This window comes from uncultured Cytophaga sp., from assembly GCF_937863595.1.
GTDB lineage: Bacteria > Bacteroidota > Bacteroidia > Cytophagales > Cytophagaceae > Cytophaga.
Window position 1 is genome coordinate 16,605 of the sequence record NZ_CALMGQ010000087.1, and the last position, 14,293, is coordinate 30,897.

General features: G+C 36.7%; 10 protein-coding genes and 1 riboswitch. Of the genes, 5 read left to right on the forward strand and 5 right to left on the reverse strand.

All coding sequences use genetic code 11. The annotated features are described in order from the left end of the window. The first annotated feature begins 145 nt into the window (after positions 1-145). A riboswitch (SAM riboswitch) is annotated at positions 146-255 on the forward strand. A 128-nt stretch (positions 256-383) separates the two neighbouring features. The 5 genes from metX to Q0543_RS07820 all read left to right on the forward strand — a co-directional run bounded on the left by metX (position 384) and on the right by Q0543_RS07820 (position 6,914). Further along, entirely contained in the window at positions 384-1,415 is a 1,032-nt protein-coding gene (metX, locus tag Q0543_RS07800) for a homoserine O-acetyltransferase (protein ID WP_299251027.1), read from the forward strand. A 118-nt stretch (positions 1,416-1,533) separates the two neighbouring features. Continuing rightward, positions 1,534-4,590: an AsmA-like C-terminal region-containing protein gene (locus Q0543_RS07805; protein ID WP_299251029.1), complete on the forward strand. Its 3,057-nt coding sequence runs from the start codon at positions 1,534-1,536 to the stop codon at positions 4,588-4,590. Between the two features lie 148 nt (positions 4,591-4,738). Continuing rightward, positions 4,739-6,163 (forward strand): thioredoxin-like domain-containing protein, encoded by a 1,425-nt coding sequence (locus Q0543_RS07810; protein WP_299251030.1) that lies wholly within the window; start codon positions 4,739-4,741, stop codon positions 6,161-6,163. Next, on the forward strand, positions 6,163-6,678 hold the full coding sequence (locus Q0543_RS07815) for a DUF1802 family protein (RefSeq protein WP_299251031.1): 516 nt from the start codon (positions 6,163-6,165) through the stop codon (positions 6,676-6,678). Before Q0543_RS07810 ends, Q0543_RS07815 begins: the two co-directional genes overlap by 1 nt. 20 nt (positions 6,679-6,698) lie before the next feature. Then, positions 6,699-6,914 (forward strand): VF530 family protein, encoded by a 216-nt coding sequence (locus Q0543_RS07820; RefSeq protein WP_299251033.1) that lies wholly within the window; start codon positions 6,699-6,701, stop codon positions 6,912-6,914. A gap of 102 nt (positions 6,915-7,016) precedes the next feature. On the opposite strand, the gene Q0543_RS07825 is transcribed toward Q0543_RS07820, so the two are convergent. The 5 genes from Q0543_RS07825 to Q0543_RS07845 form a co-directional block, all read right to left on the reverse strand. Continuing rightward, on the reverse strand, positions 7,017-8,210 hold the full coding sequence (locus tag Q0543_RS07825) for a M20 family metallopeptidase (RefSeq protein ID WP_299251035.1): 1,194 nt from the start codon (positions 8,208-8,210) through the stop codon (positions 7,017-7,019). A 1-nt stretch (position 8,211) separates the two neighbouring features. Beyond that, a complete protein-coding gene (locus Q0543_RS07830) occupies positions 8,212-8,694 on the reverse strand; it encodes an SPOR domain-containing protein (RefSeq protein ID WP_299251037.1) in 483 nt (160 codons plus the stop codon). Between the two features lie 63 nt (positions 8,695-8,757). Further along, complete coding sequence (gene secA, locus Q0543_RS07835) at positions 8,758-12,114, reverse strand: preprotein translocase subunit SecA (protein ID WP_299251039.1); 3,357 nt, start codon at positions 12,112-12,114, stop codon at positions 8,758-8,760. Positions 12,115-12,211: 97 nt separating this feature from the next. After that, complete coding sequence (gene dapF / locus Q0543_RS07840; RefSeq protein WP_299251041.1) at positions 12,212-13,000, reverse strand: diaminopimelate epimerase; 789 nt, start codon at positions 12,998-13,000, stop codon at positions 12,212-12,214. 98 nt (positions 13,001-13,098) lie between these two features. Further along, positions 13,099-14,283 carry an AIR synthase related protein gene (locus Q0543_RS07845; protein WP_299251043.1) on the reverse strand — a complete coding sequence of 395 codons (1,185 nt, stop codon included), beginning with the start codon at positions 14,281-14,283 and terminating at the stop codon, positions 13,099-13,101. Between the last annotated feature and the right edge of the window lie 10 nt (positions 14,284-14,293).

Genomic DNA, 14,293 nt, shown 5'->3' on the forward strand with positions numbered 1-14,293 from the left:
CCCCTAGTTATTAATAATATGAAGGTTGATATAAATGTAAAAGTTTAGTTTTTTTATGACGCAGTATGATTTTTCCGAATAATACTTTGTTTTTCTAATTCGCATACTTATTTTTGTTTACTCAAAATCAGTTACAGTAGTAATTGATTTATAAAGAAGAGGGGAGAGAACGGGCTCTTTGAACCTCTAGCAACCTCTGGGAGCAAATCTAGAAAGGTGCTAATTCCTGACCTGAATAAACAGGGCATATAAATTAATTAGCCAATGATTCGATTAACGACTCTCGACCTTAACCGAGAACCTTTATTTTTATACCAAAATACCTCCTTTAAAGTTACTCCTTACAACTTTAAAATTGAAGTTATAAATGTTAAACCCTTAACGTGTTTGCACTTATAATGGAATATCATATCTACACGCACAAACAACCAATTACTCTTGAGTCAGGCGTAATTTTGCCAGAGGTTCGAATTCAATATTCAACTGCAGGCAACCTTAATAAAGCGGAAGATAACGTTATCTGGGTTTGTCATGCCTTAACTGCAAACTCCGACGTAGAATCTTGGTGGCCGGGTTTGGTAGGTACCGATTATATATACAACCCAGAAGAGCACTTTATTATTTGTGCCAATATATTGTCTTCCTGTTATGGCACAACTGGTCCGACGGAAACAAATCCAGAAACAAACAAACCATATTTTTTATCTTTTCCTATTGTTACCATTCGCGACATGGTGCAAATACATGACATCTTACGTAAGCACCTTGCCATACATACGATTCATACATTAATTGGTGGTTCCCTAGGTGGTCAGCAAGCGATGGAATGGGCGATTCAAGAACCTTCTATCTTTAAGCATTTAGTTTTATTGTCAACGAATGCATTCCATTCTCCATGGGGCATAGCCTTTAATGAATCGCAACGCATGGCTATAGACATGGATCCTACCTGGAAAAATGCGTCCTTAGATGCCGGCAGAGAAGGATTAAAGACAGCCCGCGCAATTGCAATGTTATCTTACAGAAGCTATGAAACCTATGTTCAAACACAAAGCGAAGAAGATAGCAGTAAAGTAGATGACTATAGAGCGACCACCTATCAGCATTACCAAGGTGACAAACTCGTAAAAAGATTTAATTGTCATTCCTATTGGTATCTTTCCAAGGCTATGGATAGTCATCATGTAGGCCGAAATAGAAAAAGCATCCAAGATGCGTTTAACTGTATTCAATCCAAAACGTTGGTTATAGGTATTTCAACAGATATTTTATTCCCAGTTTGCGAACAAGAATTTTTAGCGAATTCGATTCCGAATGCTAAATATGTTTGTATCGATTCCTTATATGGCCACGATGGTTTTTTGACAGAAACCGAAAAAATCACAGATACCTTAACCGAATTTTACAGCAAGTAAAATCTCAAAGAAAGACACATTTTTTTGTTATAAAGAGACGAAATTTATTTAAATTTCGTTAATTGTTATTATACACAAGCGAAATTCAATTCTTTATTACATTTCTTACTCTCAGGACATGAAAAAATTCTTCAAAATCTCTGGTATTACTATCGGGGTTTTATTGCTAGCCATGGTTTTATTGCCATTTTTATTTAAAGACAAAATTAAGGGCATAATAGACGAGCAAATTCAAAAAAATATTAATGGTTCGGTTTGGTATAATTCAGAATCTTTCAGTTTATCCTTATTTTCCCACTTTCCTAATTTAAGTGTGTCTATACAAGACATTGGCTTAATGTCGAACGTGCAAGAATTTAAAGGTGATACTTTATTTGCGGCTAAAGAATTCAGTTTGACGCTTGATATTATGAGTGTAATCTCTGGAGACAAAATAAAAATCAAAGGTGTATTTTTAGACCAACCTAAAATTGTAACCATATTCGACAAGAGTGGAAAAATGAGTTGGGACATTACCTACCCTGATACCACAACACAAACTACTCCTTCTGAAGAATCAAGTCCGTTGAATATTAGTATAGAAAAATGGGAAATTAAAGACGGTTTCATTATTTATGACGACCAGACCATGCCGATGTATGCAGAATTGAAACATTTTGACCATACAGGTAGTGGAGATATTGCCTCCGATATTTATGATTTGAAAACCTATACAAAAACAACAAATGTATTGGTTGAATACGATGGTACAAGATATTTAAGCGGACAAACGTTTACAGCTGATGCTACGGTAAAAATCGACATGGCTAAATCTATTTATACATTTTTAGAAAACGAATTCGCCCTTAATGATTTCAAGTTAGGCTTTGACGGTTCTGTTGAAATGCCTGGTGATGACATCAAAATGAACATTACCTATAAAGCAAAAGAAACAGATTTCAAAAACCTTCTTTCTTTAGTGCCTGCAGTTTATAATAAAGATTTTGAAAAAGTTAAAACAGATGGTTCTATCGGTTTTGATGGCTACGTAAAAGGGATTTATAATGAAAACACCTTGCCAGGTTTTGGATTAAACATGTTGATTAAAAATGGTTTCTTTCAATATCCCGATTTGCCAGATGCCGTTAAAAATATTAATATGGATTTGTCTGTAGATGACAAAGATGGCATCATTGACAATGTAATTGTCAACTTAAAAGCATTTCACATGGAAATGGGCGCAAACCCTATTGACGCGCGTGTATTGATGAATGGCATGAACCCATATGATATTGATGCAAATGTTTTGGCTAAAGTTAAATTAGAAGATGTTAGTAAATTCTATCCGATAGAAGGCACAACACTTAAAGGGTTATTTGGAATGGATGTTAAAGCTAAAGGCAAATACAGTGACAGTTTAAAACTGATGCCTATGGTTACTGCAAACATGAATTTAGCAAATGGATATGTAAAATCATCCGAGTTTCCTGAGCCTATTGAGAATATCAACCTTTCCGCAGTTGCCACAAGCGATGGAAATATGAAAACATCTACATTTTTATTAGACTACTTCAAACTTATTCTTGATGGCGAACCATTTGAAATGAAAGCTTTTGTTAAAAACTTTGATGATCCAAACTATGAAGCAACGATCAAAGGAATTATTGACCTTGCGAAAATGACAAAAATATATCCTATTGAAGGCACAACCCTTACTGGACGTATGAATGCAGATATGACAACCAAAGGTATTTTGTCTGAAGTGCAAGCAGGGAATTATGTGAATACGCAAACAAGCGGCTCTTTAGATATTGATGATTTAATATATAAGAGCACGGATTTGCCACAAGGCTATACAATGAAGAAGGGGTATTTAACATTAACTCCGGAGCGCTTCAATATTTCTACGATGCAGGGTATGCTTGGCAAAAGCGATTATAACATTACTGGTTTCATGTCTAATTATATGGGCTATATGTTTGGTGGTAAAGACACAACTATACACGGTGTAATGACGATGAAATCTAATAAGTTTGATGTGAACGAGTGGATGGCAGATGAGCCAACAAGCACAACAGCAAGTACTCCTCCAGCTGAAGAAGTACCTATGGAAATTGTTGAAGTACCCAAAAACATTGATTTCACCTTCAATGCCGATATGAATCAAGTAATCTATAGCAATATGGATTTGGCAAATATGAAAGGCGCAATCATTGTTAAGAATGGTATTGTAACAATGGATAAATTAAACTTTAATTCATTGGGCGGTTCGTTCTTATTTAGTGGAGATTACAATACACAAGATATGGCGAAACCATCTTTCAAAATGGATATGGTCATGAAAGACGTTGCAGCGAAAGAAGCATACAAAACATTTAACTCCGTTAAAAAGATGGCTCCGATTGCTAATTATGTTGACGGTAATGTTAACCTGTCTCTTGTTATGGGAGGCTTATTAGACAAGGAAATGATGCCTGTTTATGCAACACTTAACGGCAAGGGTTCTCTAGGATCAAGTTCATTAAAAGTATTAAGCAATCCTCTACTTGGTACCATTGCAACCTTGACGAGAATGAAAAATATGGATCCATTAGAGATTAAAGATTTATTATTAAACTTTAAAATCGAAAACGGTTCGTTGGTTGTTGCACCTTTTGACATCAAATCTGGAGAATCGAAAATTGCCATCACCAAAGGCTTGAATAAATTAGATGGCAGTGTAGATTATGACATGCAATTAACAACCCCTTCTGGTGCGCTTGGTGATGAGGCAAACAAAGCCCTGTCTGGACTTATAGGAACATCGGCGATCTCTATGCCAAAAAATATTATCATAGACCTAAACGTTAAAGGGCCTTATGACAATACAAAGGTTTCGATTATTAAGACAAATTTTGGCGAAGTAAATAAAGCAGACATTAAAGATGCTGTTGTATCTGGAATTAAAAATAGTGAGCAAGGAAAACAAGTGCAGGCTGAAATAGATAAAACTAAAGCCCAAGCTGAAGCTGAGGTAGAAAAACAAAAAGCAGCAGCGCAAGCAGAATTGAAAAAGCAAGAAGATGCAGCAAATGCTGAAATTGCCAAACAGAAAGCAGCAGTACAAGCAGAATTACAAAGAAAGCAAAAAGCAGCGGAAGATTCTATTAAGAAATCTGCAGCAGATGCCCTAAAAAATAAATTTAAAATGAAATAATTTAGATGTATTTTAAATGCAAAAAAGGTGGCGATGCTGCCTTTTTTGCATTTAAAATACATTTGGATTGTAATATTGGTATAAAAATTGAAATACATTTCTTAAATTCATACTAAATAATAGCATACAATAAACCCGTACTATAATCATGAATTCAATTAAATCCTATGTATTCATTTGCCTGTCGACTCTCGCTAGTATATACTATTGCAATGCAGCAGGCAAACCTTTAGGCTATGATATTAAAGTGCAAATAAAAGGTTTAAAGCAAGCAGATACTGTTTTCCTTGCTAGATATCAAGCCGACAAGCGCTACTATCAAGATACAGCACTTGTTGATTCGAAAGGAATGGTTTCTTTTGCAGATACAACCCATCTTAAAGAAGGTATGTATTTTTTATTATTACCTGGCCAACGCATATTTGATTTCATTTTAAAGCCCAATACATTAAGCTTTTCTATAGATGAAGCAGATATGGTTAAATCTGCCCAATTCAAAAACTCACCTGACAATACTGCATTTTATGCGTATCAGAATTTCTTCTTAAGCCAAAAAGAATTGGCAGACACCTTGAATGCGCAAATAAAAACTGCAAGTGGTGCAAAAAAAGAAAAACTAACAAAACAATTGTCCGGCATTGATTCGACCATGTTGGTGTACATACAAAGTTATTTAGCATCTAATCCGACGAGTCTATTTACTGCCATTTTAAAAACGTCTAAAGAAGTTGAAGTTCCGCCTGCACCGAAACGCGCAGATGGAACCATTGATTCTACGTGGCAGTATCATTATTACAAAAAACATTATTTTGACAATGTTGACTTTTCGGATGATCGACTCCTGCGCACACCAGTTCTTGTTGCAAAGGTTGACACGTATTTTAAAAATTTAGTGGTACAACGCCCAGACTCTCTCATCAAAGAAATCGACATGATCTTAACGAAGACGAAAGCTTCTAAAGATTTATTCGAATATTTTGTTAGAGACTTTACCTATAAATATGAAACATCTCAAGTAATGGGTATGGATGCCGTATTTGTTCATTTAGGAAAAGAATATTATATGAAGGGCAAATGTTTTTGGGCAACACCAGAAACCGTTACAAAAATTAAAGAGCGCGTAGAATTACTTGACCCTTTATTATTAGGCAAAAAAGCACCGAACTTATACATGACCGACACATCGGGAACGTATCGCTATTTGCATGATGTAAATGCAAATTACACCATCTTATTTTTCTGGGATTCTCAATGTGGTCATTGTCAAAAAGAAACTCCTAAGCTATACGAATGGTGGCTCAAAAATAAATCAAAAGGCATACAAGTATATGCGGCAAGTATAGAACGCAAAGATGAAGATTGGATGAAATTTATCCGCGCAAACAATATTCGTGGATGGTTAAATGTGCGTGATTCTAAAAACCATACCGATTTCAAAATTACCTACGACATCTATGCAACGCCTGTATTGTATGTGCTTGATAAAAATAAAGTAATTATAGCAAAACGCATTGGCTATGAAAACCTAGATGATTTTTTAATTCAATATGAAAAATCATTAAAAACAAAATAATGGCTTTAGCATTTAAAGAATGGGCTTGCATTGTAGATGCTTTGGGCAAAGGCAAGCAAAGTATTATACTTCGCAAAGGAGGTATCGACGAAGATGGCTCTGGAGACTTTGAGTTAAAAGGCAAACAATTCGTCTTGTACCCTACCCTATTTCATCAATCGGATGAAATGATAAAGCCAAGCTGGAAGCCTTTTTTAAGCGATGCGCGTTTTCATACCATACCTGATAAAGTTGAAATAAAATATTATGTACACGTAGCCGATGTACAAGTGATAACGGATTGGGAGCAAGTAAAAAAGCTAGATGCATTTCATGCATGGAATGAAGAAGTGATTAAAGAACGCTTCGAACGCTGGGGTAACAGCATCCATTTAATGATTGTTCAAGTATGCGAATTCGGAGCATCTTTTAGCCTTGATATATTGCCAGAATATGGTGGATGTAAATCTTGGTTGGAGATTGATAAACCTATTGAATTCATTGGCAGGCCAATTGTAAATAAAAGTATTATTTAATCTCCCACCCTTCTGGTTTCATGTCTACACAAGTAAACAATCCGCTGCATGGCAAAACGCTCGAAATGGTTTTAAACGAGCTAGTTGATGAATATGGATGGGAAGAATTGGGGCAAATAATTAATGTAAATTGCTTTAATATTGACCCGAGTATAAAATCAAGTTTGACTTTTTTGCGAAAAACGCCTTGGGCTAGAAAAAAGGTTGAGGATTTGTATGTGAGAATGGTGGGATAATTTCAGACACATTCATCAATAAAACATTGTTGAATATTGAGGATGATTGAATGAAAAGCATCGCACAGATAAAGTAAAATAAGGAATCACCTTCGGTTCAAATTACTTCGCCTTCAACTCCTCCAACGCCAACCAAGCCATCAATCCTGTGCCTGTCTGCAAAGCAGTCTCATCAATATCAAAATTCGCTGTGTGAACCCCGGCAGTAATGCCTTTTGCTTCGTTGCGAATACCTAAACGATAAAACCCTGCATCAATTTTTTGTGAGTAGTATGCAAAATCTTCTGCTGCCATCCACAAGTCAAGATCCAACACATTGTCTTCTCCTAAAAAATCTACAGCTGCAGCACGCATACGTTTTGCTAAAGCTGGAGCATTTTTCAAAAATGGATAACCGTCTTTAATATCAATATCACAGGTTGCCCCCATAGATTCAGCAATACCTACAGCCATTTTACGAATGCGTTGCTTTGCTTCTGCACGCCACTCTTCATTGAGGGTGCGAAAAGTGCCTTCTATATGTACTTCGTCTGGAATAACATTTGTTGCACCCATACCTATGATTTTACCAAAAGATAAAACAGCAGGTATACGTGGATCGCAATTCCGGCTAATAACTTGTTGCAAGGCAATAATGATATGTGATGCTATTAAAATGGGATCTATATTCTTGTCTGGCATGGCTGCATGTCCGCCTTTGCCTTTAACTGTAATGTAAATTTCATCGGCACTTGCCATGTACATGCCTTCTCTAAAACCTACTTTACCAGCAGGAATTAAGTTCATGACATGCTGCCCCATGATATTTACAGGTGCAGGGTTTTCAAGAACACCCGCGTCAATCATAAGTGATGCCCCGCCAGGAAATTTTTCTTCGCCTGGTTGAAAAATGAGTTTTATTGTACCTTCAAATTGATCCGTAACTTGACTTAATATTTTTGCAGTACCTAACAAAGAGGAAGTATGTACATCATGTCCACAAGCATGCATCACCCCAATATTGGTAGACTTATACGGAACGTTATTTTTTTCTTCGATGGGTAATGCGTCCATATCCGCACGCAATGCAATGACTTTTGAAGATGGATTCTTACCTTCAATCAATGCAACAATACCCGTACCTGCAATACCTGTCTCATGCTTTACTCCAAAAGAATGAAGCAATTGTGAAATATATGCACTGGTATTGTACTCTTCAAAAGACAGCTCTGGATTGGCATGTATATGTCTTCTATAACCAATCACATCCGAAGAAATATCTGCTGCTAATTGCTGTATGTGTTTTTTCAATTCCATATTAATGCAGCAAATTGATTTGATCTGGGACAATCATCGCATTTGGAAAACTTTGCTTCAAATCATTTAAGATATAATGCGCTTCTACGCGATTGGTAAAATCGCCTACCTTCACTCTAAAGCTTGGTTGCTTATATTGTGTATACACATTCAAGTCTGAGTTGTAATTATAAACGGATTGCCTATTACGTTGCGCATCGTCACTACTAGCGCCTGTATACACCAAGATTCGATAACCTTGCATCGTTGAGTAAGCCTTATTGATAGTAGCTAACGAATCAATCCGTGCATTCAGTGGCTTGCTCACATCACTTTGAAAAGGTGGCATTACTGTGGGAGTTTTCACTTTCCCTGATTTAGAATCGAGCGTATCTGGATTTATAAATTGTGGACGTACAAGGCTTAAATCTTCATAGTAGGAAACAACATTGGATTTATGTTTTTGAGACATAGCCGCACATGAGCTCAATAATATGATGCTCATTACAAAGCCAGTCTTAATACTATTTTTAATCCAAGGACGCATATTCATACTTCAGTTAAATTCTTATTCTTCAATTAATACACATTTGTTGTTTACGATATCCTCTTCAACAGATTTGTATTTAATATCACGCTTTACGCTTCCATCCACGTATTGTACAGAAACTTTATCGTTTCTATTCGCTACTTTTTGCGAACGAATGGGTTCTAGTTTTGGCGCTTCTTGTTTTTCTTCAGATTGAGTTGAAGTGCCTCCGCCAAACGCAGAACCTGCTTCATCTTTCGTCTCTTTGTATTTAGGTTGTTGTACTTGCTGTTGTTTCACTTCCCTAACAGGGACAGTATTGTCTTGTTTAGGTATATCTGCCTTAAATAAGAAGGAAACAATATCTACGTTAACCGTATAAATAAACTTTTTAAACAATTCAAACCCTTCGAATTTGTAAATTAATAAAGGATCTTTTTGTTCGTATGCAGCATTTTGAACCGATTGCTTCAATTCATCCATTTCACGCAAATGGTCTTTCCAATGCATGTCAATAACAGCAAGTGTTATATAACGTTCAATAGATTGTTCTAACGTATGTGACTCCTTTTTCGCCAATTCTTTTAGAGGTGCGATTACATTCACACTACGTTTACCATCTGTAAATGGAATGACAATATTTTCGATTGCCTCACCACGAGTTAAAAATAAATCGTTGAAAGTGGGTTGCGTTTTCTCTTTAGCAAAAGCAATTTTTTGTTCGTAATGTTTAAATACCTCATCGTATAAGGATTTCACAGAAACGGCAACAGGTTGCTTTTCGAATTGTTCTTTTGTAAGGTCTGGTATCACTCCAAAAATAGTGATGGCACGTAATTTTAGATTGTCATAATCTTTCATTGGGTGTGCGCTGAAAATCATATCTTCACACAAATCATAGATCATGTTTAGAATATCCAATTTTAATCGTTCCCCATACAAGGCATTTTTACGACGCTTATAAATTACAACGCGTTGTGCATTCATTACGTTATCGTATTCAAGCAAACGCTTACGTTGACCAAAGTTGTTTTCTTCAACTTTTTTCTGTGCACGTTCAATTGAATTTGAAATCATAGAATGCTGAATCACTTCACCTTCTTTATAACCCATTCGGTCCATAAATTTAGCGATGCGATCTGATCCAAATAAACGCATTAAGTTGTCTTCCAAACTCACGAAGAATTGAGAAGAGCCTGGATCACCTTGACGACCTGCACGACCACGAAGCTGTCTATCTACACGTCTTGATTCATGTCGCTCTGTACCAATGATTGCTAAACCACCCGAAGCTTTAGACTCAGGAGTTAATTTAATATCTGTACCTCTACCCGCCATGTTTGTTGCAATTGTAACTGTACCTGGCATACCAGCTTCAGCAACAACATCTGCTTCCTTTGCGTGTAGTTTTGCATTCAATACTTGGTGCTTGATATTACGCATCTTAAGCATTCTGCTTAATAATTCTGAAATGTCTACCGAAGTAGTACCAACCAATACAGGTCTACCCTTTTCAGTTAATTCCACAATTTCGTCGGCTACCGCATTGTATTTTTCACGCGTCGTTTTGTATACTTTATCTTGTTCATCCAAACGTGCAAGAGGCCTGTTAGAAGGCACAACAACAACGTCTAATGTATATATCTGATGAAATTCTGCTTCTTCTGTTTCTGCAGTACCGGTCATGCCTGAAAGCTTGTGGTACATTCTGAAATAGTTTTGCAATGTAATCGTAGCATATGTTTGTGTTGCTTCTTCAACACGCACATTTTCTTTTGCTTCAAGTGCTTGGTGTAAACCGTCTGAGTAACGACGACCATCCATGATACGGCCTGTTTGCTCATCTACAATTTTAACTTTGCTGTCCATGATTACATAATCCGTATCCTTTTCAAATAAGGTATAGGCTTTAAGTAATTGCTGTAGTGTATGGATGCGTTCTTGTTTCATAGAGTATTCGCTCAGCAAATGCTCCGTTTTTTCCATGCGCTCTTGATCTGTAATCGACTTATCTTTCTCAATCTTCGCCAATTCAGAACCGATATCTGGTAAAATAAATAGATTGGAATCTTCTTGTTCGCCCGTTATAAAATCAACGCCTTTTTCTGTAAGGTCAACTTGGTTGTGCTTTTCATCAATAACAAAAAACAAAGGAGCATCTGCTTCAGGCATACGCTTATTATTTTCTGCCATGTATTCATTTTCTGCTTTTTGCAAAATAGTCTTCGCACCCAATTCGCTCAATTGCTTAATCAAAGGCTTGTAACCAGGGTATGCACGGTGCGCTCTCAATAATTCTAAACCTGCTTCTTTTTCTTTTCCTGCAGCTATGTATTTTTTTGCTTCAACTAAAAACCCGTTGATTAATTTCTTTTGTTCTTCAAGGATACGCTGAATACGTGGCTTCAATTCAGCAAACTCATGTTGATCGCCTTTTGGTACCGGACCAGAAATAATTAATGGCGTACGTGCATCATCAATCAAGACTGAATCGACCTCATCAATCATAGCATAATGGTACCCACGTTGAACAAGATCGTCTTTATTTGTAGCCATGTTATCGCGAAGATAATCAAAGCCAAATTCGTTATTTGTTCCGTATGTAATATCTGCAGCGTATGCTTTTTTACGTTCATCTGAATTTGGCTGATATTTATCGATACAGTCAACAGTCATGCCATGAAACTCAAGCAAGGGTGCCATCCACTCACTATCTCGTTTCGCTAAGTAATCATTCACTGTAACAATATGAACTCCTCTACGTGCTAATGCATTTAAGTAAGCAGGTAAGGTTGCAACAAGTGTTTTACCTTCCCCTGTTGCCATCTCAGAAATCTTTCCGCTATGCAATACCATACCACCAATCAACTGAACATCGAAGTGCATCATTTCCCATGTCACTTCTGTACCTGCAGCCAACCACTTGCTACTCCATTCAGCTTTATTTCCTATGATTTGAACATTTTGCTTTTTAGAAGCAATTTCAATATCCATAGGTGTTGCAGTAACGGAAAGTTTGCCTTTCTCTTTCCATCTACGTGCTGTTTCTTTAACTACAGCAAATGCTTGAGGCAACACTTTTTCTAATACTTTTTCTAATTCTTTATTGCGATCTAATTCTAATTTATCAATCGTTTGAAAAATAATTTCTTTGTCGTCGATGCTTAAATCAGGATTTGCTGCAACCTTGTCGTGCTCCGCTTTTATTTGGATATCAATCGGACTTAAATCTAAGTCAATGATGTCTTTTATTTTTTTAGTCTGCCCTCTTAATTCATCATCCGACAAAGAAGACATTCTTCTAAATTCGTCATTGATAAGTTCTACTACAGGTTGTAATTTTTTGATATCGCGATCAGACTTTGATCCGAACAGTTTTGCTAAAATTCCTAACATCTTATTTATGAATACGTAATATTGAATATCGTTTATAATGCCCCTGCACGATTAAACAATGCATTCGGGCGTATTAAATGTACAAATTAATCCTGACTTACACGTTAAAATTTGCATCAATTTGTCCTTCGAACACGCGTTTTGCAGGTCCAATCAGATAAATATTTATATACTGGTTTTCGCTCTTTTGGTCAAAAGAAACCTTCAAATTGCCACCTAAGGTTTTTATTGAAACTGGGTTGGAAGCGCCAAGTTTTACCGCTGTAATTGCGGCAGCAGTAACGCCTGTTCCACAAGAATAGGTTTCATCCTCAACGCCACGCTCATAAGTGCGAACAAACAACGTATCTCCTTGCATTTCCATAAAATTGACATTGGTGCCACCTGGCGCAAATGCATCGCTGTAGCGGATTTTTTTTCCTTTTTCAAAAATAGGATACGAATCCAACTGCTCAACACCTTTTACATAATGTGGTGAGCCAGTATTTAAGAAATAGGCGCTCCCTCCTAAATCCTTAACTTCTCCAACATCGCTCATATGTAAGTGCACCAAGCCATCTTTTACTTCTGCGTCATGCCCACCATCAATAGCCAAGAAATGCGTCTTATCTCCGATCACCCCTAGGTCATAAGCGAATTGCACAATACATCTACCACCATTTCCGCACATGGTACTTTCATTTCCATCTGCATTGTAATAAACCATTTCGAAATCATAGCCTTCTTTATTTTGCAATAAAATAAAGCCATCTGCGCCAATGCCAAATCTTCTATGGCACATTTTCTCTACAATATCTCTGCGATTCCGATCAAAAATACATGTACGATTATCAATCAATACGAAATCATTTCCCGTTCCTTGGTATTTATAAAAAGGTATTTTCATGAATTCTAAATTTTAAAATCTACTGAATAAGCTTCACTTTTTAAACAATAACACGTTTTAAGCTTAATTCGTGCATTCTCTAATTAATCGAAATAACATTAAGCATACGTATAAATTGTCCCCTGCGGACCAGTAATAGTAAGTCTTTTACCTTCTACTGGCGCTTCAACACGACCAATTATTTTAGCATTTATATTAAATTTCTTCGCAATTTCAATCATGCCGTTTGCATTGGCAGCATCTGTATAAATTTCAAGACGATGCCCCATATTGAATACTTTATACATCTCTTCCCAAGGCGTATTGCTTTGTGCTTGTATTAATTGAAATAGCGGTGGCACATCAAACAAGTCGTCTTTAATGATGTGTGTGCTCGCATCCGTAAAGTGAAGCACCTTCGTTTGTCCGCCGCCACTGCAATGCACCACTCCATCCATCTTACCTTTGTATTGAGCAATCATTTCTTTCATTAATGGCGCATATGTTCTTGTTGGGGACAATACCAATTTGCCCGCATCTAAAGGTAGATTCAAGTACGAATCCGTTAAATTCATTTCACCTGAATAGACCAAGTCCTCTGGCACATGCGGATCGTAACTTTCAGGATATTTTTTTGCCAAGCTTCTATTAAATACATCATGTCGTGCAGATGTTAAGCCATTGCTTCCCATTCCGCCATTATATTCTGTTTCGTAGCTGGTTTGTCCATCAGAAGCAAAACCTATAATTACATTGCCTGGCTTAATGTGTTCGTTTGAAATTACGTCTTCACGCTTCATACGACAGGTTACCGTACTATCTACAATGATGGTGCGAACTAAGTCGCCTACATCTGCTGTTTCACCGCCAGTGCTATAAATGCCTATGCCATTATCGCGTAACATCTGCAATACTTCTTCTGTACCGTTAATGATCGCTGCAAGTACCTCACCGGGGATTAAATTTTTATTTCTTCCAATTGTTGAAGAAAGTAAAATATTATCTACTGCACCAACACAGATCAAATCATCGATGTTCATGATGACAGCGTCCTGAGCAATTCCTTTCCAAACAGAAATATCTCCTGTTTCTTTCCAATATATATACGCTAATGAGGATTTTGTACCTGCACCATCTGCATGCATGATGTTGCAATATGCAGGATCACCACCTAATATATCTGGTATTATTTTACAAAACGCTCTTGGGTAAATACCTTTATCAATGGACTTTATGGCTTTATGTACATCTTCTTTTTGAGAAGAAACACCGCGCTGCATATAACGATCGCTACTAGTACTCATGAGTATGTTT